Genomic DNA, 20,716 nt, shown 5'->3' with positions numbered 1-20,716 from the left:
TCCGCTACTTCGACTTGGGCAGCACGCGGGACGTGACCGTCGCGACCACCCGCTGGTAGCTCGGGCCGACGATTCGCACCCACGCGTCGAGGAACTTCGCGTCCGCACCGATCAGCACCCGCGGCTTGCCTTTACGGACACCGGTGGTGATCGTCTTCGCGGCCTCCTCGGGTGTCGTGCGGGCGAGGCGCCTGTCGAAGAACTGCGCGAACGTCGCCTGGTCGTCACCGTCGGGCATCGTGGCGTTGCGTGCGATCGCGGTCTTGATACCGCCGGGGTGGACACACGTGACCTTCACCGGGTGCTTCGCGATCAGCATCTCCTGCCGGAGCGACTCGGTGAACCCACGCACCGCGAACTTCGCGGCGTTGTAGGCACTCTGACCCGGAATGGACAGCAGGCCGAACAGGCTCGAGACGTTCACGATGTGCCCGTCGCCCGACGCGATGACGTGCGGCAGGAATGCCTTGGTGCCGTTGACGACTCCCCAGAAGTCGACGTCCATGATCCGCTCGATGTCCTTGAACTCCGAGCGCTCCACCTCGCCGTGGAAGGCGATGCCGGCGTTGTTGTACACCTGGTTCACCTTGCCGAAGTGGGCCACCACGGCGTCGGCGTAGGAGAGCACCGCCTCGCGCTGCGTGACATCGAGATGATCGGACTTGACGTCGGCGCCGAGTGCCTCCACCTGTCGAACGGTTTCGGCCAGTCCCACCGAATCCATGTCGGAGAGCGCAAGTTTCGCGCCCTGGCCGGCCAGGTTCAGGGCGAGGGCCCGGCCGATTCCCGAGCCTGCGCCGGTGATGACGCAGACCTTTCCTGCGAACTCGCTCACTGTGCCGCCACCTTGTCGTCGTCGAGATCGGTCAGTTCGGTGTCGATGCGGTCCGCGACCGTCGTCGTGGCCGGCAGATCGCCGGTCGTCACGCTGCGGTACGCCCCGAGATCGAACTGCTTGGTCATGTTGCGGAATTCGAACGTGAAGCCCGGCCACAGCGTGGTGTTGTTGCCGTGCTTGTCGAGATACCAACTGGCGCAACCGCCGTTGTTCCACACACTCTTCGAGAGCTTGGCCTGCAGTTCGCGGTTGTACGCGTCCTGCGCGTCCTTGCGGACCTCGATGGTGCCGATGTCGTAGCGCTCGATCACCTTGATCGCGTCGACCACGTAGTTGAGCTGCGACTCGATCATGAAGACCATCGAGCTGTGGCCCAGACCGGTGTTGGGACCGACGAGGAAGAACATGTTGGGGAAGTTCGCGATCGCCGACCCCTTGTAACCCTGCTGGCCGCCCTCGTCGAACGTCTGCGCGAGGGACCGGCCGTCCTTGCCGAAGATGCCGGCGAACGTGGGGGAGTCGGTGACGTGGAAGCCGGTGGCGACGACGATCGCGTCGACCTCACGCTCGACCCCGTTTCGGTCGACGACGGAGTTCTTGCGCACCTCGGCGATGCCGTCGGTGACGACGTCGACGTTCGGCTGCGCGAGGGCGGGGTAGTAGTTGTTGGAGATCAGCATGCGCTTGCAGCCGATCTGGAAGTTCGGGGTCACCTTACGGCGCAGTTCCCGGTCCTTGATCTGCCGGCGCAGGTGCCGTTCGGCAGCGAACTGCAACGGCTTCATGAAGATCGGCGCCTTCGCCAGACCGACCACCTGAGTCTCACGCATCCAGTAGATGCCGGTGCGACACAGCTTCTGGAATCCCGGAATGTACTTGAACGCAAGGTGCTCGGCCTTGGTGTACTCGCGGTCGGCCCGCGGCAGGATCCACGGCGCGGTCCGCTGGTAGACGTCGAGCTGCGCGGCCTTGGCCGCCAGCTGCGGCACGATCTGGATGGCCGACGCCCCGGTGCCGATCACCGCGATCCGCTTGCCGTTCAGGTCGGCGTCGTGATTCCACTGCGCGGAGTGGAAGATCTCGCCCTCGAAGCCCTCGATGCCCGCGATGTCCGGCAGCGACGGCTCGCACAGGGCGCCGACAGCGGCGACGACGATCTTCGCGACGAAGTTGCCCTTCGACGTCTGCACATCCCAGTGCGCAGTCTCCGCGTTCCAATGAGCGGACTGCACCTCGCACCCGAAGATGTGCTTGTCGAGCACGTTGTGCTTGCGAGCCACCGAAGCGATGTAGTTCTGGATCTCCGGCTGCGGCGAGAACGAACGCGTCCACTCGGGATTGAGTGCGAACGAGTACGAGTACAGGTGGGACGGGACGTCGCACGCGGCACCCGGGTACGTGTTGTCGCGCCACGTGCCGCCGACGTCGTTGCCGCGCTCGAGTACCAGGAAGTCGTGCTTGCCCTCCTGGACCAGCTTGATAGCAGCGCCGAGGCCTGCGAAGCCGCTGCCGATGATCAGGGTGTCGACCTGGCGCGGGGACGCGGCCCGGGCGGAAGTATCTGTGACTGGAAGACTCATGTATGGGAGCGTAGGAGCTTGTTGATCAGCAGTCAATAGCTTACTGACTGCAATTCAGTAAGGTGTGGTCCATGGATGCCGTCAAACGAGTACGCCTGAGCCCGGAGGAACGGCGTGCCCAGCTCATCGACCTCGGTGTCCGGATGCTGGCCGACCGGCCGCTCGAACAGATCTCCGTCGAGGACATCGCCGACCAGGCCGGCGTGTCCCGTGGTCTGCTGTTCCATTACTTCGCGTCCAAGCACGACTTCCATGTCGCCATCGTGCGCCACTCCAGTGCCGAGATGCTGGCGCGCACCGCGCCGAACCTCGAGCTCCCGGTCATCGACATGCTGCGCGACGTCATGGCTGCGTACGTCGACTACGTCTCCGAGAACCGTGACACGTACGTGTCGCTGCTGCGGGGGACCGCGAGTGGTGATCCGGCGATGCGCGAGGTGTTCGAGAGCACCCGAGCCGAGATGGCGCGACGCGTCGTCGAACAACTGCCGAGTCTCGGAATCGAGCCCGACGCCCGCATCGCCCTGTCGGTGCGGGGGTGGATCGCGTTCGTCGAGGAGGCCACGATCACGTGGCTGCGAGGACCCGAAATCCCCCGGGACGAACTGATCGAACTACTTGTCACCGCCTTGCCCGCGGTGGCCCTCAGCGCCGGCGCCGCGAAGGCCCTTCTCGGCGGCTGACCCTGCCCCGCGTTTTGCGCACTTATCGCGGGGGCACGCCGGCTCGGTCTCGCGTTTTGCGCACTTATCGCGGGGACGCCCGATACGGGGCAGAGAACGACACCGGCCCGCCCACTCGGAAAGTGGACGGGCCGGTGTCGTGTTCGGCTGGTCAGCCGATCAGCGGGATCACTTCGTCGGCGAGAACGCGGTCTCGATGATCTCCTGCTGCTCGACGGCGTGAACCTTGCTCGAGCCGGAGGACGGTGCCGACATCGCGCGACGGGAGACGCGCTTGATGCCCGCGAGCCGCTCGGGGAGCAGCTCCGGCAGAGCCAGGCCGAGGAACGGCCACGCACCCTGGTTCGCCGGCTCCTCCTGGACCCAGAAGAACTCGCTGACGTTCGGGTAGCGGTCCAGCGTCTCCGCGATGCGGCGGCGCGGGATCGGGTACAGCTGCTCGATCCGGACGATCGCGACGTCGTCGCGGTTCTCCTTCTGCTTCTTGGCGAGCAGCTCCCAGTAGATCTTGCCCGAGGTCAGCAGCACGCGCTTGACCTTGGAGCGGTCGGCGCCCTCGGACTCGTACGACGGCTCCTCGAACACCGACCGGAACTTGCCGGTGGTGAAGTCCTCGAGGTTGCTGACCGCAGCCTTGTTGCGCAGCATCGACTTCGGCGTGAACACCACGAGCGGACGGCGGATGCCGTCGAGGTGGTGACGACGCAGCAGGTGGAAGTAGCTGGCCGGGGTCGACGGCATGGCAACCGTCATCGAGCCCTCGGCGCACAGCTGCAGGAACCGCTCGATGCGGCCCGACGTGTGGTCCGGGCCCTGGCCTTCGTGGCCGTGCGGCAGCAGCAGCACGACGTCGGACAGCTGACCCCACTTGGCCTCACCGGACGAGATGAACTCGTCGATGATGGTCTGCGCGCCGTTGACGAAGTCGCCGAACTGCGCCTCCCACAGCACGAGGGCGTCGGGGTTGCCGACCGAGTAGCCGTACTCGAAGCCCAGGCCCGCGAACTCGGTGAGCGCCGAGTCGTACACCATGAACTTGCCGCCGTTGTCGGCTGCCGTCGCGAGCTCCGCGATGGGGTTGTACTCGTCGCCGGTCTTGCGGTCGATGAGCACCGAATGGCGCTGCGTGAACGTGCCGCGGCGCGAGTCCTGACCGGCCAGGCGCACCAGGGCGCCCTGCTCGGCCAGCGAACCGAACGCGAGGAGCTCGGCGAACGCCCAGTCGATGTGGCCCTCGCGGGACATCTCCTTGCGCTTCTCGATGACCGGCTTGACGCGCGGGTGCACCGTGAAGCCGTCGGGCACGTTGACGAACGCGTCGCCGATACGGGCGAGCGTCGCGGCATCGACAGCCGTGGTCAGGCGGGCAGGCGGGGTCTGGTCGAGCTCGACCGACTCCGACGGTTCCGGCTTGAACTTCTCGAGCTCACGAACCTCGTTGAACACCCGCTCCAGCTGGCCCTGGTAGTCGCGCAGCGCGTCCTCGGCCTCCTTGAGCGAGATGTCGCCGCGGCCGATCAGCGCCTCGGTGTAGCTCTTGCGAACGCTGCGCTTGGTGTCGATCAGGTCGTACATCGCCGGCTGCGTCATCGACGGGTCGTCGCCCTCGTTGTGACCGCGACGGCGGTAGCAGATGAGGTCGATGACGACGTCCTTGCCGAACTTCTCGCGGAAGTCGACGGCCAGCTGGGCAACCCAGACACAGGCCTCGGGGTCGTCGCCGTTGACGTGGAAGATCGGCGCGCCGATCATCTTCGCGACGTCGGTGCAGTACTCGGACGAACGCGAGTGCTCCGGGGCGGTGGTGAAGCCGACCTGGTTGTTGACGACCACGTGCACGGTGCCGCCCGTGCGGTAGCCGCGCAGCAGCGCCAGGTTCAGCGTCTCGGCCACGACACCCTGACCAGCGAACGCCGCGTCACCGTGCAGCATCAGCGGCATGACGGTGAAGCCGTCCTGGCCCTTGTCCAGCAGGTCCTGCTTCGCGCGGACGAGGCCCTCGAGGACCGGGTCGACCGCTTCCAGGTGCGACGGGTTCGCGGTGAGCGAGACCTTGATGTCGTTCTCGCCGAACATCTGGATGTAGGTGCCCTCGGCGCCCAGGTGGTACTTCACGTCGCCGGAGCCGTGCGCGGCCGCCGGGTTCATGTTGCCCTCGAACTCGGTGAAGATCTTCGAGTAGGGCTTGCCGACGATGTTCGCCAGGACGTTCAGGCGACCACGGTGCGGCATGCCGATGACAACCTCGTCGAGCTTGTGCTCGGCTGCCTGGTCGATGATCGCGTCCATCATCGGGATGACGGACTCGGCACCCTCGAGCGAGAAGCGCTTCTGGCCGACGTACTTGGTCTGCAGGAACGTCTCGAACGCCTCGGCGGCATTGAGCTTGCTCAGGATGTACTTCTGCTGCGCCACCGTCGGCTTGACGTGCGGAGCCTCGACCCGCTCCTGCAGCCATGCCTGCTGCTCCGGCTCGAGGATGTGCGTGTACTCGACGCCGATGTGGCGGGCGTACGCGTCGCGCAGGATCGACAGGACGTCGCGCAGCTTCATCCGCGACTTGCCGTGGAAACCACCGACGTTGAACTCGCGATCGAGGTCCCACAGCGTCAGGCCGTGGCTCGTGACGTCGAGGTCCGGGTGGCTGCGGAACTTGTCCTTGACGAACTGCAGCGGATCCGTGTCGGCCATCAGGTGGCCACGGTTGCGGTACGCGGCGATCATCTCGAGCACGCGGGTGCTCTTGTCGACGGCGCCCTCCGGCACGTCCTTGCGCCAGCGGACCGGCTCGTAAGGAATGTGCAGCGAGTGGAAGACCTCGTCGTAGAACTCGTCGCTGATCAGCAGGTTGTGGATCGTGCGCAGGAAGTCGCCGGACTCGGCGCCCTGGATGATCCGGTGATCGTAGGTGGAGGTCAGCGTCATGAGCTTGCCGACGCCCATCTCCGCGATGCGCTCGTCGCTGGCACCCTGGAACTCGGCCGGGTACTCCATCGCGCCGGCGCCGATGATGGCGCCCTGGCCCTGCATCAGGCGCGGCACGGAGTGCACGGTGCCGATGCCGCCCGGGTTGGTCAGCGAGATCGTGACACCGGAGAAGTCCTCGGCAGTGAGCTTGCCGTCGCGCGCACGCCGGACGATGTCCTCGTAGGCGCCGTAGAACTGCACGAAGTTCATCGACTCGCAGCCCTTGATGGCTGCGACGACCAGCGAACGGCTGCCGTTCTTGCCCGGCAGGTCGATGGCCAGACCCAGGTTGGTGCTCGCCGGGGTGACGACGTTCGGCTTGCCGTCGATCTCGGCGAAGTGCCGATTCATGTTCGGGAACGACTTGACCGCCTGCACGATCGCGTAGCCGAGGATGTGGGTGAAGGAGACCTTGCCGCCACGGGTACGGGCGAGGTGGTTGTTGATGACGATGCGGTTGTCGAACATCAACTTGGCCGGGACGGCGCGAACACTGGTGGCCGTCGGGATGGTCAGCGAGGCGGACATGTTGCGGGCCACGGTGGCGGCCGCACCGCGCAGGACCTGGTTGGTGTCCTGCGTGGAGGTCTCCGCGGGAGCAGCCGCGGCGGGCTTGGGTGCCGCAGCCTTCGGGGCCGGGGCCTTCGGTGCCGCAGCCTTGGGCGCCGGGGCGGCGGCGGGCTTGGGTGCCGGAGCGGCAGGCGCGGCCGGGGGCGCAGCGGGTGCCGGTGCGGCGGGAGCTGCAGCAGCCGGTGCGGGGGCGGTGGCCCCGTTCGCGGCCTTGGTGGCGACATCACCGGCGCCGTTGAGCGCCTCACCGTTCCCGGCGGCATTCGCCGCGTCGGGCGAGTAATCCGTCAGAAACTCGTGCCAACTCGCGTCCACGGATGAGGGATCATCCTGGAAGCGTTGGTACATCTCGTCAACCAACCACTGGTTCTGTCCGAACTGGGAAGTAGAGCTGCTGCTCACGGCAGGTGTTCGCCTCGTTTCTTTCTTCGGTACCCGATCAGAGCGCCTATACACATGAGGCTAGCCTCCGCGCGTCGGGCTCGGCCATCCGGTCCGCCGCGTGTCGGCTGTCTCACACTGTTGCGATGGGGTCACCATCGAAGACGGTTCTCGCCGACCGATTATTCCCCTGTTCGCGCGCTGCCGCATCACACAGTCGCGTGTAGTGACCACCCGCATGACGAAGTGCGCTGTGAGCACCGCTTTCGACGATCCGGCCGCCGTCCACCACCACGACGAGATCGGCGCGGGCGGCGGTCGCCAGTCGGTGCGCGACCACCACTGACGTGCGTTTCCGGGTGACCATGCGGTTCGATTCGAGGACGAGCCGCTCGGTCGCGGGGTCGAGGGTCGCGGTCGCCTCGTCGAGCAACAACACGTCCGGATCGACCATCTCGGCGCGTGCCAGCGCGATCAACTGACGCTGCCCGGCGGACAGACCTTGGCCCCGCTCACCGATCGGTTGATTCATGCCGCCGCGGAGCGCCGCGATCGTCGGCAACGCGCCCACCGCACGTGCGGCCGCCTCGATCTCGGCGCGGCTCGCCTCCGGCCGCCCGTACGCGATGTTGCTCGCGACGGTACCGGTGAACAGGTGTGCCTCCTGCGGCACGACCCCGAGGCGACGCCGATAGTCGTGCAGGGGATAGCGGCGCAGGTCCTCGGAATCCACCCGCACCGAGCCCGTCGTCGGGTCGTAGAAGCGGGCGAGGAGCTTGACGACGGTCGACTTGCCCGCGCCGGTACGCCCGACGAGCGCGACGGTGGTGCCGGGCGGAATGTGCAGTGAGACGTCGCTGAGCGCGTCGGACTCGGCGCCCTGATACCGGAAACTGACGTCGTCGAAGGTCACGTCGCCGCGCAGGTGGCCGCTGATCGGGACGGTGTGCTCGGCGCCGGCTGTCTCGATCGAACTGGGGGTGGCGAGCAGATCCCCGATCCGGCGCAGGCCCACGTCGGCCTGCTGGTAGCCGTCGAACACCTGGGAGAGCTGCTGGATCGGTCCGAACAGAAGCCCGAGGTACAGCACGAACGCGACGAGCGTGCCGGCGGTCGCGGACCCGTCGGCCACCCGCTGCGCGCCCACGAACACGACCGCGGCCAGCGCCAGGTCGGACAGCAGCGTGATGAACGGGAAGTACACCGAGATCGCCCGCTGCGAGCGCATCCGGCTGCGGCGGTAGCTGTCCGCGCGCTCGGCGAACCGCTGTGCGGTGAACTCCTCGCGGCGGTACGCCTGCGCGGCGCGGAGGCCGGCGACGTTCTCCTGGAACTCGGCGTTGACGAGCGAGATACGCTCCCGCGACACCGAGTACGCGGTGCTGGAGACGCGACGGAAGACGACGGTCGCGATCGTCAACGGCACGAGCGCGGCCAGCGCGACGAGAGCCAGGGTGACGTCGGTGACGAGCAGCGCGACCGCGATCCCGACCAGGGTCAACAGCGACACCACGGCCGTGGACAGGCCTGTTTGGATGAACGACGACAGCGCATCGACGTCGGTCGTCATCCGCGTCATGATCCGACCGGACAGCTCGCGCTCGTAGTAGTCCAGGCCCAGCCGCTGCAGGTGGGCGTAGCTGCGCACGCGCAGCCCGAACAGCACCCGCTCGCCGGCCCGGGCCGTGATGACCGTGAGGACCGCGACGACGAGCCAACCGATCAGGGCCAGCACCGTGCCGAGAGCCGCGGCCGCCCAGAGCGGTCCCGAATCGCCCGGGACGATGCCGTGGTCGATCGCGTACCGGACGATCGCCGGGAAGGTGATGCCGATCAGCGAGTCCAGCGCCAGGCACACGACGACGCCGGCGAGGATCCACCGCACCGGACGCAGCAGCCGGCTCAACCGGAACTCGGGGTCGTCGCGACGCAGCTTGCGCGTGTCGGTCTCGGGGTCCTCGTCGGCGGGCGGCAGTGCATCGACCGCACGCCGCAACTCCGGTGTCGCCGCCACCCCGCCGAGTGCGCCGCTCATGTTTCCGCCGCCACCGCCGTGCCCGTGGCCCGGTCGGGCCGGGGTGCCGTCGCCGGTTGCGTACTCGCCGTCGTCGTCCTCGACGTCCGGCCACAGCTGGGCCTCGGTGGGGTCCGGCGCGGTGGCGACGGGAGCGGCGTCCTCGGTGGTGTCGGTCGGATCCGGGGACGCGAGCAGCGCACGGAACAGCGGGCACCGCTCGTCGAGCTCGTCGACCGTGCCGATGTCGATGATCCGGCCCTCGTCCAGGACCGCGACGCGATCGGCGAGCGTGAGCGTGGACCGCCGGTGCGCCAGGATGAGCGTCGTCCGCTCCCGTCCGCTGCGGATGGCGTCGAAGATGACGGCCTCCGTGGTCGCGTCCACCGCGGACGTCGCGTCGTCGAGGATCAGGACGCGCGGGTCGACGAGCAGCGCGCGGGCGAGCGCGACGCGCTGGCGCTGACCGCCCGACAGGGTGAGACCCCGCTCGCCCACGACGGTGTCGTATCCGTCGGCGAGCGCGGAGACGAACTCGTCGGCCTGGGCGAGTTTCGCGGCGGCCCGGATCTCTTCGGCGCTCGCGTCCGGGCGTCCGAGCGCGATGTTGGCCGCGATGGTGTCCGAGAACAGGAACGGCTCGTCGAACACCAGACCGACGGCCTCGCGAAGCTGGTCGGCGCGCACGTCGGCGACGTCGAACTCTCGGCCGTCGGCGGTGAGCGCGACGGTTCCGGCACTCGGGGTGTAGAAGCGGGGGAGCAGCAGCGACAGTGCGGTCTTGCCGGATCCGGCCGGGCCGACGACAGCGACGGATTCGCCGGGCGCGATGTTCAGGTCGAGGCCGGACAGGACGGCCCGGTCGGCGTCGAAGCCGAAACCGACGTCACGGAGCCGGACGCCGAGCGGGCCGTCCGGAAGGTCGATCGGGTGCGGTGGATCCGACACCTCGGGTTCGGTGTCGATGACTTCGTACACCCGCTCGACCGCGGCCCGCGACAGCTGCGCCATGATCACGACCTGCGACAGTGTGCGGGTCGCGGCCGTCATGGTGGCGACGTATGCGGCGAACGCGAGGAACGTGCCGACGGTGATCCGGTCGTGCAGGGCCAGGTACCCGCCGAGCGCCACGACACCGACGAGGCCGAGCTGGGGGATCGCTGCCATCGACGGCGCGAACCGAGCGTTGATCCGGGCGGCTCGCAGACGCTCGGCGTACAGCGTGCGTCCGAGGCCCTCGAGCTGATCCACCGCCCGGGATTCCTGTCCGAAGCCCTTGACCACCCGCACGCCGGTCACGGTCTCCTCGACGTGCTGGGCGAGGTCGGCGGCGCGCTGCTGGGCAGACCACGTGGCCGCGAACAGTGTGGGCCGCACCAGGTACACGACGAGGGCGACCGCGGGCACCACCACGAGCGCAACGAGGGTCAGCAGCGGCGAGAGCCACGCCATGATCACCAGCGCGAGGACGAACTGCAGCACCACGCCCGCCGACATGGGCACCATCGCGAGCAGCCCCTGGACGAGTTGCAGGTCGGTGATCGACCGCGACACCACCTGGCCGGTGCGGATCTGGTCCTGGCCGCGGCCGTCGAGCCGCTGCAGGGAGCCGAGCAGGCCCAGCCGCAGGTCGTGCTGCACGTCGAGGGACAGCCGTCCCGCGAGCATTCGTCGCCCGTACTGGCATCCGAACCGAACGAGGCCGAGGAGCGCGATGAGCGCGGCGATGCCCGCGATGACACGGGTGGCGGAGGATTCGCCGCCCGACGCCGCATCGACCGCGACCTTCGTGAGCAGCGGGAACACGATGTCGATGAGCGCCGCCACCGCCGTCACCGCGAGCGCGCCCACGGCGGTCCTCCGGTGGCTGAAGCACTCCGCGGCGAGTCGTCGTATCCAGCCGCGGCGAATGTCGGTGACCGGTGTCGCATCCTGTGTTGCCATCCCGATCAACGGTAGTCCGGTCCCCCGACAGTCATGTCGGGGGCGCCGAGGCCCCGGATCGGGCGATACCGGATCAGGTGATGTCGCGGCGCCGGGTGGCCCACCATCCGAGTCCGCACGACGCAGCCGCCCAGAGTGCCAACGCGACCAGGCACTGCGGCCAACCGGGTGTGATGCTGTCGTCGACGACAGCGGCGAAAGCGGTGAGCGTCACCGATCCTGGTAGCCACTGGGCGACGGTGCCCAGTCCGAGTCCGGACAGCACGAGACGCACTGTCCCTTCGCCGACCACGTACCAGGCCACGATGCCGACGGCGCTGCCGATCGACGACGCCGTCGCCAGTGCCAGTCCGGCACCGAGCAACGTCCACAGCGTGGACGCGACCAGTCCGATCAGGAGCACGCCGACGATCGTGGAATCGACCCGGAAGTCGTCGGGTGCGAAGGCGAGCAGCAGCGGCACGCTGACGACTTCGACGACCAGGCAGTAGAGGAGTCCGACGGCGGCCGTCGCGAGGAGCTTGGCGGCGACGACCCGGTCGCGGCCGCGGGTGGTGAGGAAGGTGCCGGCGAACGTGTTGTGCCGGTATTCGGCACCGGCGTTGAGCGCGCCGAAGAGCGCCGCGAACAGGAACACCGAACCGAGCGCGACGAACAGGCCGATTGCAGCGACGGCGATCGCGAGCTCGTCGGACTCGGTCTCCTGCGCGAGTGCCGACACGAACGGCACACTGATCGCGCCGGAGAGCAGGCCGATCAGGAGCGGAGCCAGCCCGAGCGCCCACCACAGACGCAGGGTGGTGATCTTGCGGAACTCGGCGGTCAGCAGTCGGTTCATCGCGGTCCACCGCCGTTCGTGGGACCGAACCACGGCTGGACCGGTGGCGGTATCGGGGCCTGCGGGTATGCGGGAGGGGCGCCGTAGCCGGGTGGCGGCGGTCCGTAGCCCGGCGCGAACCCGGAGCCCGGTGCGGCGGCGTACTGCCCGGACGTCATGGCCAGGAACACCTGCTCGAGGTCCACGTGTTCGGTGACCGCACCGAACACCGTGACGTCCGCTTCCGCAGCGACATGGCCGACAGTGGCGGGATCGGCTCCGCCGATCGCGATGCGGCCGTCCGCGAGGTGCTGGATGTCGACGACGCCGGTCGCAGCCAGTGCGGTCGCGAGGCGGGCCGGATCCGAGCACGACACCAGCAGGCGCGCCCGGTGAGCGGCCCGCAGCGCGTCCATCGATCCCTGGTGGACGAGCGTGCCGCGGCTGACGATCACGACATGGCTCACCATCTGCTCGACCTCCCGGAGCAGGTGGCTGGAGACGAGCACGGTGCGTCCGGAGCGCGCGAAACCGATCAGGAAGTCGCGCAGCCACGCGATGCCCTCGGGGTCGAGGCCGTTCGACGGCTCGTCGAGGACGAGTATCTGCGGGTCGCCGAGCATGGCGGTGGCGATGGTCAGCCGTTGACGCATGCCGAGCGAGAACGTGCCGGCCTTACGGTCGGCGGCCTCGGTCAGGCCGACGAGGTGCAGCATCTGAGCGGCGCGTCCGTCCGGGACGCCGATGGCCGACGCGTACACGCGGAGGTGGTCGAGCGCCGTGCGGGCGGGATGCAGGCCGCGCGAGTCCAGGACGACCCCGACGGCACGCGCGGGCTCCTCGATGGTGTGGAACGGAACCCCGAGGATGCGAGAGTCGCCGCCGGTCGGACGGACGAGGCCCAGCAGCATCCGGAGGGTCGTCGTCTTTCCGGAACCGTTGGGGCCGAGGAATCCCGTGATCGACCCGAGCGGGACGGTGAAACTCAGGTCGGTCACGGCCCGTACGGTCTTGAACTGTTTGGACAGCCCGCGCGCTTCGATCGCGGCCGGCGGTCCCATCTGCACACTCACGAATGTCCCCCCTCGTGTCGACCGGTGGCGATCGAATCCCGACGAGGGTACCGACCGGTTCGGACGACGGGTGCCCGGCGTCGAAGGACGAGCCGGGCACCCGACATCCCGACGGGCGCGGACCTACTTGTTCAGCAGGGCTTCCATCTGCGCGATCTCCGCCTGCTGAGAGGACACGATCTGCTGCGCCAGTTGGCGCACCTGCTCGCTCTCACCGGTCTGCAGGATCTGCTCGGAACTGGCGACCGCGCCCTGATGGTGGGCGATCATCAGCTCGAGCCACATCTTGTCGAACTCGGCGTCCTTCGCGTTCTCGAGTGCCTGCATCTGCTCGGCGGACATCATGCCGTGGCCGCCGCCCTCCATGCCGGGCATCGAGTTCATCGACGTCATGGGCATCGACTGCATGGGCATCGACGTCCCGTCACCCTCCATGCCGTCGTGATCCATGCCGTCGCTGGTGGCGCCGGGGGCCTCGGCCTTGCTCGGCTCCGGTGCGCCCCACGCCTTCAGCCAACCCTCCATCTGCTCGATCTCGGGGCCCTGGGCCTTCTCGATCTGGTCGGCCAACGCGATGATGTCGGGATTCCCGGTGCGGCTCGGGACCAGCTCGGCCATTTCGACGGCCTGTTCGTGATGCGGGATCATCATCTGGACGTACTCCACGTCCGCGTCGTTGTGCGGGCCGCCCTGTTCGGCGGTGCCGGACGCGCTGACCGAGGCGCTCGTGGTGGCGCTGGTGGTCGCGTTGTCGTCGGATTCGTCGCTGGTGCATCCGGCGAGGAGTGCGACGACCGCTGCTGCGGATCCGACGGCGACGAGCATGCGCTTGCTGTTCATGATTCGTACTTTCCTCACGTATTCGGTGATCGGGGTCCGGACTGCGGCCGGAACGGCGGAGAAGCCGCGCCGCAGTGGCCCTGTCACACCCGCAGGATGCAGAGCGACGACAGGAACGCCGACGTGGTGGGGGCGAACGGTGGCCCGCGGCCGGCGCGGCCTGCAGGTCCCGCTGCTCGGGGCAGGCGGATGCGCCGGGTCCGGGCGGTCCGCAGGAGCAACCAGATCGCGAGGGTGAGGGTCGCCGCGACGAGCACTGCGAGGCAGAGGTGGAAGGCCCCGTGATCCGGGGCGTGGTCGGTGTCGTCGGGCGCACCGCTCGGGTCCGGTGCGGGGTGGCCGTCATGTCCCGGCCCGTGGTGGCTGGAGGCGGTCGGCTCCGCGAGCGTGCCCGTCGTCACGTGATGCATCGCGAGAACACCGAGAGTGAGCGCGCAGAGGGCCACGAGTCGAGCGAACGTCACTCGAAGCTGGCCGGGCATGCCTTCGACTGTACCGACCGGAAGGGTCGGTCACCGGGCCAGAAAGGGCAACACCTCCGCGAGGAACTCGCTGGGGCAGTCCAGCTGCGGACAATGCCCGCAACTCGGGATGACGGCGACGGCGCGGTCCGCGGTGACGGTCACCCGGCGCGCGGCCTTGGCGGGGGTGAGGAGGTCGTTCTCGCCCCACAGCAGGAGTGCGGGCACGGTCAGCTCGTCGAGCATCCGGGGAATCGGGAGATCCGCGATCTCGCGGATGACGACGGTGCCGATCGCGAGCAGGTTCGAGACCTGTTGCCGCGTCGCGTAGTGCTCGCTGTATCCGGCGCGGACGGCCGCGTCGGCGCGGAGCGGATGACGCAGCGCCAGGCCCGCATAGACGGCGCCCATCATCTGTTGTAGGTAGCGGTCGGGCAGCGGTGCGGTGAGCAGCCGGGTGATCCTGTCGAGCCGCAGCTGGGTGCCCCGCGTCCACGTGCGCGGGATTCCGGTGACGCCGGGCATGTCCGACAGCACGACGTTCGCGACGAGGTCCGGCCGCTGCGAAGCGAAGGCGAGTGCCGTCACCGATCCGAGCGAGTTGCCGATCACGCTCACGGGCTCCGGTTCGTCGGCGACGAGATCGGCGAGGGCCTCCACGTAGCCGTCGATGAGCGGTTCGCGCCAGTACCCGGAGCTGCGCCCGAAACCGGGCAGGTCCACCGCGAGCACCCGATATCGCTCGGCGAGCGTCGGGATCACCTTCTGCCACGTGCCGCCGTGGTCGGAGTACCCGTGGACGAGCACCACGGTGCGGTCCCCGGCGCCGACGGCCAGGACGTGGGGTGGGTCAGGAGTCTCGGAACGCACGGGCGCCCTACCTTTCCTCGTCCGGCCCCGGTCCTCAGCGCCGGATGGCGCGGGTCTCACTGTCGGGAGGCTCGACCACGTGCAGTCGCGCCTCGCCCGACAGACCGGCCCGGTCGTGCCACAGCACCGGTGCCGGTCCGAAAGCCTCACGAGCATTGTCGATCACACCACGTCCGATCGCGCGGTTTCCCGCACCACCGATGACGGCGCCGACACCCGCCGGCAGGAGTTTGCCGAGGACCAGGGCACTGCGCTTGGCGGCGTACTTGGTCACGAACTTGCGGACCAGGGAGGTGTTCATCGTCTTCATCGTCCCGGACGGAATCCGGCCGGTGACGAGTCGCGCCCAGTTGGTCGCGGTGATTCCGGTGGCCTTCTCGACGATCTCCATTCCGGATTCGCCCAGCGCCACGGCCAGGACGAGGGCGCGACGTTGCTGGTGGTCGACGGGGGAGATGCCGTGAACGGACGCGATCGCGAGCGTGAGCAGTGCCGAGGCCTCGAGGAAGAATGCGGTCTCGGCGCCGACCGCGGCGATCGACGCCACCGTGCCCACCGCGGGAACCGCAGCGGTGGCCCCGACCGCGCTGCCGCTGCCGGTGACGGCCCTCAGGAACATCTTCTCCATGCGCGCGACGATCTGCGCGGGCGTCTCATCGGGGTGGGCGCGCCGCACGCGTTCGACGTACTTCGCGACCGCTGGGGCCTGCAGTCGGCTCGCGTTGTCCAGGACGGACACGATCGTCGACTCCATTCGGCTCTGCTTATCGGCCATCGTCGGTCCTCACATCGGTTTCCGGTGTCGGCGGTCCGGGCGGTCGTCAGCCAACTATATGGAAACGGGCGAGACGACCGCCGAATTCCCCGCTCGGGTGGTGGTGGCGCGGATAGGCTGGACCGGTCCGTGACGCCGAGCCGAGAGCAGGTGTTCGACATGTCCGGTGCGACCCGGGTCTGGCCCGCCCTGCGATACGCGGACGCCCGTGCGGCGATCGTGTTCCTCGTCGAGGCGTTCGGTTTCGAGGAGAAGGCGGTGTACGGCGAGGGCAGCCGCGTCGACCACGCCGAGTTGGTGTGGCCGGGCGGCGGGGGCGTGATGCTCGGCTCCCCGCGTGAGGACTCCGTGCTCGGCGAGCTGCCCAGCGGCGTCGGGGCGGTGTACCTCGTTACGGACGACCCGGACGGGCTGTACCTGCGGGCGGTGGATGCAGGCGCCTCCGTTGTCGACGGTCTGCGCGACGAGGACTACGGCTCGCGCGGATTCACGTGCCGCGATCCGGAGGGCGTGTACTGGAGTTTCGGTACCTACACCGGTGAGTGAACCACGCTCACTCGTGCCGTTCGGTGGCCCAGTGTGACGGGGGCACAACCTCTTCCGGCCGCGGAGGATGTGGCGCGGTGCCGTTCCCGAAGGGGCGTCCGCCCAGCGCTTCGCGGCCGTGCGGTTCGAGCCAGTGCGACAGGTCCGGACCCTTCGGCACGATCTGCGTCGGATTGATGTCGCGGTGCACGATGTAGTAGTGCTGCTTGATCTGGGTGAAGTCGATGGTGTCACCGAACCCGGGCGTCTGGAACAGATCTCGCGCATAGTTCCACAGCACAGGCATCTCCGACAGCTTGCTGCGGTTGCACTTGAAATGTCCGTGGTACACGGCGTCGAATCGGGCGAGCGTCGTGAACAGCCGGACGTCGGCCTCGGTGATGGTGTCGCCCAGCAGGAAGCGCTGTGTCGACAGGCGTTCGGTGAGCCAGTCGAGTCGGGCGAAGAGTCGGTCGTAGGCGGCGTCGTAGGCTTCCTGTGATCCGGCGAAGCCGCAGCGGTACACTCCGTTGTTGACGTCGTGGAACACCAGATCGGACACCTCGTCGATCTCGGTGCGCAGATCTTCGGGATACAGGTCGGGGGCGCCCTCGCGATGGAACTGTTTCCACTCGGTCGACAGGTCGAGAGTGATCTGGGCGAAGTCGTTGGTGACCACCTGCCCGGTGGTGATCTCCACCATCGCCGGCACGGTGATGCCGCGCGGGTAGTCGGGGAAGCGGGCGAAGTAGGCGTCCTGCAGTCGGGGGATCCGCAGCACGGGATCGACACCGCCCGGATCGAGGTCGAACGTCCAGCTCCGCTCGTCGTGCGTGGGACCGCAGATGCCCATGGACAGAACATCTTCCAGGCCCAGCAGGCGGCGGACGATGATCGCGCGATTGGCCCACGGGCACGCGCGGGCCACGATCAACCGGTACCGCCCGGGCTCTACGGGATAGCCGTCCCGGCCGTCGGCGGTGATCCGGGTGGTGATGTAGCGGGTGTCGCGCGTGAATTCCTTGCCGGGCTCCACGAAATCGGCGCCCGCTCCCGTCTCGGACGTGCTGTCCGTGCGGTCGTCCCCGTCGTCACTCATCGCGCATCAGCTCCGTGTGTCGGTCCTTCTCACACGGTACTGGGGGTGACCGCGATCGACAGGTGGGTTCCGAGTTCTTCGTAGCCCAGCCGGGCCGCCAGCCGCCGGGACGCGACGTTGTCGCGGTGGGCGCGCCACTGCGGGATCAGGCCGGCATCGAGGGCGTCGTTGGTGGCCAGCTGCGCCGCGGTCATCCCCAGCCCGCGGCGCCGCGCGAACGGGGCCGTCAGTGCGCCCATGTCGGCGACGATGCCCTGCCATTCCGTGTAACCGGCGGATGCGAGGGGACGGTGATCGTCGTCGACGATCGTGTACCACGTGGACTTGCCGGTGAGGCCGGCTTCGGCGACGTCGTCCGGTGGGCACAGACTCTGGAGCGCGACGACGTGCTCGCGCTCGTGCGAGACGAGCGGCTCGTCGACCGCGATGCTCTTGCCGAAGTCGGCCGCCCAGCCCAGTTCCACGGGACCCGAACAGCGTCCGGCGTGGTCCTTCGCGAGGGCGAGCAGCCCGCCGCCGTGGACCAGTTCGTCGTCGTCGTGCAGCCGTGCCCGTTCCACCGCCCAGTCCGGACCCACGAGCGCACTCGCACCCGAGACCGTGACGAACCGGATCCGGTCCGTCGTCTCGTCGACCCGCACGTGGCGGGTGCCGGGCTCGCCGAGGGCGCGGTCCGGAAGCCCCAGTTCCCGGGCCCACGCCAGCCGGATGATGTCGATCTGATGGCCGTCCACGCGAACAACGGTAGTGCCTGCCGCGGACCACTGATCCGGCGCCGATGGGCGTACCGTCGAATCAGCAAGGCGGATCGAGGGAGCGTGAGTGCTCATGTCGCCCACCGCACGTAGCACGGGGCTGGGAAACCTCCCCTCCACGTTGACGACCTTCGTCGGTAGGCGGCGCGATGTCACCGGTGCTAAGAGGTTGCTCGCCGAGTCGCGGCTGGTGACACTCATCGGAATCGGCGGAGTCGGCAAGACGCGATTGGCGCTGCGGGTGGCCGAGGATGTGCGGCGCGACTTCCCGGACGGTGCATGGTTCGTCGAACTCGCGGATCTGCACGATCCGGGTCTGGTGCCCGACACGGTCGCGGCGGTGTTCGGACTGCACGACCAGGCTGCGCAGTCGCCGTCCCACCTGCTGGCGGAACACCTGACGAGCCGGAACGCCCTGATCGTCCTCGACAACTGCGAACACCTGTTGGACGCGGCTGCGAAGCTCGTCGACGAACTGCTGCGGGAGTGCCCGGGGGTTCGGGTCGTCGCAACGAGCCGGGAGCCGCTCGGGGTAGGCGGTGAGGCCGTCCTGCGCGTCCCCCCGCTGGCGGTGCCGGATCCCGACCGGCCACCGAGCCTCGAGGCGTTGCCCGGATACGAGTCGGTGACGCTGTTCGAGGAACGCGCCCGCGCGGCCGTCCCGGATTTCGCGGTCACGGACGACAACCGGGAGACGGTGGTCCGGATCTGTCACCGACTGGACGGGCTGCCGCTGCCGATCGAACTGGCTGCGGCACGGCTTCGGGCGCTCTCGCTCGACCAGATTCTCGAACGTTTGACCGACCGCTATCGCATCCTCACTGCGGGGAGCCGTGTGGCGCCGACGCGGCAGCAGACCCTGCGCCTGAGCGTCGACTGGAGCTACGACCTCTGCACCCGGGAGGAACAGCGATTGTGGGCCAGGCTGTCGGTGTTCTCGGGAGGATTCGAACTCGACGCCGTGGAGAGCATCTGCGCCGATCGAGGTGGTGCGGGCAACATGGTCGACCTGGTGGCCTCGTTGGTCGACAAGTCCATCCTCACGGTGGAGAAGTCGGCGGCCGGTGTGCGCTACGGCATGCTCGAGACGCTGCGCGACTACGGGCAGGAGAAGCTCGAGGAGTCGGGCCTGTGCCGGGAGTGTCGGACGCGGCACCGGGACTGGTACCTCGGATTCGCCGAGAGTTCGCACGCGAATTGGGTGGGCCCCGAGCAGCCGGTGCGGATCGCTCGACTGACCCGGGAGCGGGCGAACCTGCGCGACGCCCTCGAATTCGGCGTGACCGAGCCCGGCTCGGGCGAGTACGCGGTGCGGATGGCGAACGCCCTGTACCCCTTCTGGTTCTGCCGCGGGATGCTCGGCGAGGGACGGCACTGGTTCGCACGGGCGCTCGACGCGTCGGATGCCGGTCCGGGCCGGGCGCGGATCTCGGCTCTGTGCTTCGCCAGCCAACTCGCGGGCATGCAGGAGGACTTCACGGCGGGAGCGGCGCTGGTCGCCGAGGCCGGGCAGCTCGCGGTGGTGATCGGTGATCCCGTCGTGGACGCCCTCGTCGCGCATGCCCGGGGGCGTCAGGCGCTGTACCGGGGCGAGTTGGCCGAGTCGATCGGGTTCTTCGAGCGTGCGGTCGGGCCCATGCGGAGCCTGCCGGATCCGCACGGGCTCATCTGGGCGCTGCTGGGACTGGGCTTGGTGACCGGTATGAGCGGGGACGTCGGCGTCGCACGGGCCTGCCTCGAGGAAGTGCTCGCCATCACCCGTTCGCGTGGCGAGTCGGAGTACCGCGCGCGGGCGATGTTCCTCCTGGGGCTGAGCCTGTGGCGGCAGGGCGAATACGAACGTGCGAGCTCACTGTTCACCGAGGCGCTGGCGCTGGCCGTCCTGGTGGACGACCGGTTCGCGGGCGCGGGGTGTATCGAGGCGCTGGCCTGGGAGGCGGCCCAGGCGCGGGACGGCGACCGGGCGGCAGTGCTCTCCGGCGCCGCACAGTCCCTCCGGCAGACGATGGGGGTACCCCCGGTGCTGATACCGACCATGCTGATGTTCCACGAGGAGTGCCGTCGCCGCTCCCGCGCGCTGCTCGGTGAGCGCGCGTTCGAGGGCGCACTCGCTCGCGGGGCCGCACTGGAGTTCGCCGACGCCACGGACTACGCGCTGCACCGGAGCGACAGTTCGGGGTTGACCCGAGGCGAGATGGACGCCCCGACGGCCCCCATGCGGATCGTGGTGCCCGCGGAGGAGTCGCCGGGCCTCACCCGGAGGGAACGGCAGGTCGCCGATCTGGTCGCGCAGGGCATGACGAACCGGGAGATCGCCGAGACCCTGGTGATCTCGCAGCGCACCGCGGAGGGGCATGTCGAGCGGGTGCTCGCCAAGTTGGGCTTCGGATCCCGCACCCAGATCGCGGCATGGGTGGCGGAGCGGAACCGGGCGTGATCCGCGATGGCGCCCGAGCCGGAAACAGGTAGCCGAAACGGGTAGATCCACCGTCCCGGTATCCGCGGGCGGCCGGAAACGTGTGAT

15 protein-coding genes are annotated in these 20,716 nt (G+C 68.7%); 3 read left to right on the top strand and 12 right to left on the bottom strand.

The window, feature by feature from the left end; genetic code table 11:
- Positions 1-4: 4 nt before the first annotated feature.
- Together PSS76_RS09950 and PSS76_RS09945 are read right to left on the bottom strand one after the other, a co-directional pair.
- A complete protein-coding gene (locus PSS76_RS09950) occupies positions 5-835 on the bottom strand; it encodes an SDR family NAD(P)-dependent oxidoreductase (protein ID WP_013415409.1) in 831 nt (276 codons plus the stop codon).
- Positions 832-2,418: a flavin-containing monooxygenase gene (locus PSS76_RS09945; protein WP_005514427.1), complete on the bottom strand. Its 1,587-nt coding sequence runs from the start codon at positions 2,416-2,418 to the stop codon at positions 832-834. Before PSS76_RS09945 ends, PSS76_RS09950 begins: the two co-directional genes overlap by 4 nt.
- A 71-nt stretch (positions 2,419-2,489) precedes the next feature.
- Here PSS76_RS09945 and PSS76_RS09940 point away from each other — a divergent pair, with 71 nt between their 5' ends.
- Positions 2,490-3,101, top strand: a complete 612-nt coding sequence (locus PSS76_RS09940; protein WP_005514426.1) for a TetR/AcrR family transcriptional regulator — start codon at positions 2,490-2,492, stop codon at positions 3,099-3,101.
- A 168-nt stretch (positions 3,102-3,269) separates the two neighbouring features.
- On the opposite strand, the gene PSS76_RS09935 is transcribed toward PSS76_RS09940, so the two are convergent.
- The 8 genes from PSS76_RS09935 to PSS76_RS09900 all read right to left on the bottom strand — a co-directional run bounded on the left by PSS76_RS09935 (position 3,270) and on the right by PSS76_RS09900 (position 15,792).
- Positions 3,270-7,040: a multifunctional oxoglutarate decarboxylase/oxoglutarate dehydrogenase thiamine pyrophosphate-binding subunit/dihydrolipoyllysine-residue succinyltransferase subunit gene (locus tag PSS76_RS09935; protein ID WP_013415411.1), complete on the bottom strand. Its 3,771-nt coding sequence runs from the start codon at positions 7,038-7,040 to the stop codon at positions 3,270-3,272.
- Between the two features lie 112 nt (positions 7,041-7,152).
- Positions 7,153-10,977 carry an ABC transporter ATP-binding protein gene (locus PSS76_RS09930; RefSeq protein WP_084968171.1) on the bottom strand — a complete coding sequence of 1,275 codons (3,825 nt, stop codon included), beginning with the start codon at positions 10,975-10,977 and terminating at the stop codon, positions 7,153-7,155.
- A 73-nt stretch (positions 10,978-11,050) separates the two neighbouring features.
- The gene (locus tag PSS76_RS09925) at positions 11,051-11,815 is read right to left on the bottom strand and encodes an ABC transporter permease (RefSeq protein WP_005514422.1); all 765 of its coding nucleotides are present in this window, start codon (positions 11,813-11,815) and stop codon (positions 11,051-11,053) included.
- Positions 11,812-12,855: an ABC transporter ATP-binding protein gene (locus tag PSS76_RS09920; protein ID WP_175271445.1), complete on the bottom strand. Its 1,044-nt coding sequence runs from the start codon at positions 12,853-12,855 to the stop codon at positions 11,812-11,814. The genes PSS76_RS09925 and PSS76_RS09920 overlap by 4 nt, the downstream gene beginning before the upstream one ends.
- 135 nt (positions 12,856-12,990) lie before the next feature.
- On the bottom strand, positions 12,991-13,707 hold the full coding sequence (locus PSS76_RS09915) for a DUF305 domain-containing protein (protein WP_084968170.1): 717 nt from the start codon (positions 13,705-13,707) through the stop codon (positions 12,991-12,993).
- Between the two features lie 83 nt (positions 13,708-13,790).
- Positions 13,791-14,189 (bottom strand): DUF6153 family protein, encoded by a 399-nt coding sequence (locus PSS76_RS09910; protein WP_139809641.1) that lies wholly within the window; start codon positions 14,187-14,189, stop codon positions 13,791-13,793.
- 30 nt (positions 14,190-14,219) lie between these two features.
- A complete protein-coding gene (locus PSS76_RS09905) occupies positions 14,220-15,038 on the bottom strand; it encodes an alpha/beta fold hydrolase (protein ID WP_237170981.1) in 819 nt (272 codons plus the stop codon).
- 34 nt (positions 15,039-15,072) lie between these two features.
- Complete coding sequence (locus PSS76_RS09900; protein WP_081185663.1) at positions 15,073-15,792, bottom strand: hypothetical protein; 720 nt, start codon at positions 15,790-15,792, stop codon at positions 15,073-15,075.
- A gap of 180 nt (positions 15,793-15,972) precedes the next feature.
- Between PSS76_RS09900 and PSS76_RS09895 the strand changes: the two genes are divergently transcribed.
- Positions 15,973-16,359: a VOC family protein gene (locus PSS76_RS09895; protein WP_037085474.1), complete on the top strand. Its 387-nt coding sequence runs from the start codon at positions 15,973-15,975 to the stop codon at positions 16,357-16,359.
- Between the two features lie 7 nt (positions 16,360-16,366).
- On the opposite strand, the gene PSS76_RS09890 is transcribed toward PSS76_RS09895, so the two are convergent.
- Both PSS76_RS09890 and PSS76_RS09885 read right to left on the bottom strand, forming a co-directional pair.
- Complete coding sequence (locus PSS76_RS09890; protein ID WP_084968168.1) at positions 16,367-17,437, bottom strand: glutathione S-transferase family protein; 1,071 nt, start codon at positions 17,435-17,437, stop codon at positions 16,367-16,369.
- A gap of 29 nt (positions 17,438-17,466) precedes the next feature.
- On the bottom strand, positions 17,467-18,171 hold the full coding sequence (locus PSS76_RS09885) for a GNAT family N-acetyltransferase (RefSeq protein WP_041674058.1): 705 nt from the start codon (positions 18,169-18,171) through the stop codon (positions 17,467-17,469).
- A 94-nt stretch (positions 18,172-18,265) separates the two neighbouring features.
- Between PSS76_RS09885 and PSS76_RS09880 the strand changes: the two genes are divergently transcribed.
- Positions 18,266-20,629, top strand: coding sequence for an ATP-binding protein (locus PSS76_RS09880; RefSeq protein ID WP_069856355.1), 2,364 nt, complete (start codon positions 18,266-18,268; stop codon positions 20,627-20,629).
- Positions 20,630-20,716: the final 87 nt, after the last annotated feature.

The sequence above is a fragment of the Prescottella sp. D32 genome (genome assembly GCF_037287305.1).
In the GTDB taxonomy this organism is placed as follows: domain Bacteria; phylum Actinomycetota; class Actinomycetes; order Mycobacteriales; family Mycobacteriaceae; genus Prescottella; species Prescottella equi.
Note: the sequence above shows the minus strand (reverse complement) of the source record. Positions and strands in the feature narration are given on the sequence as shown.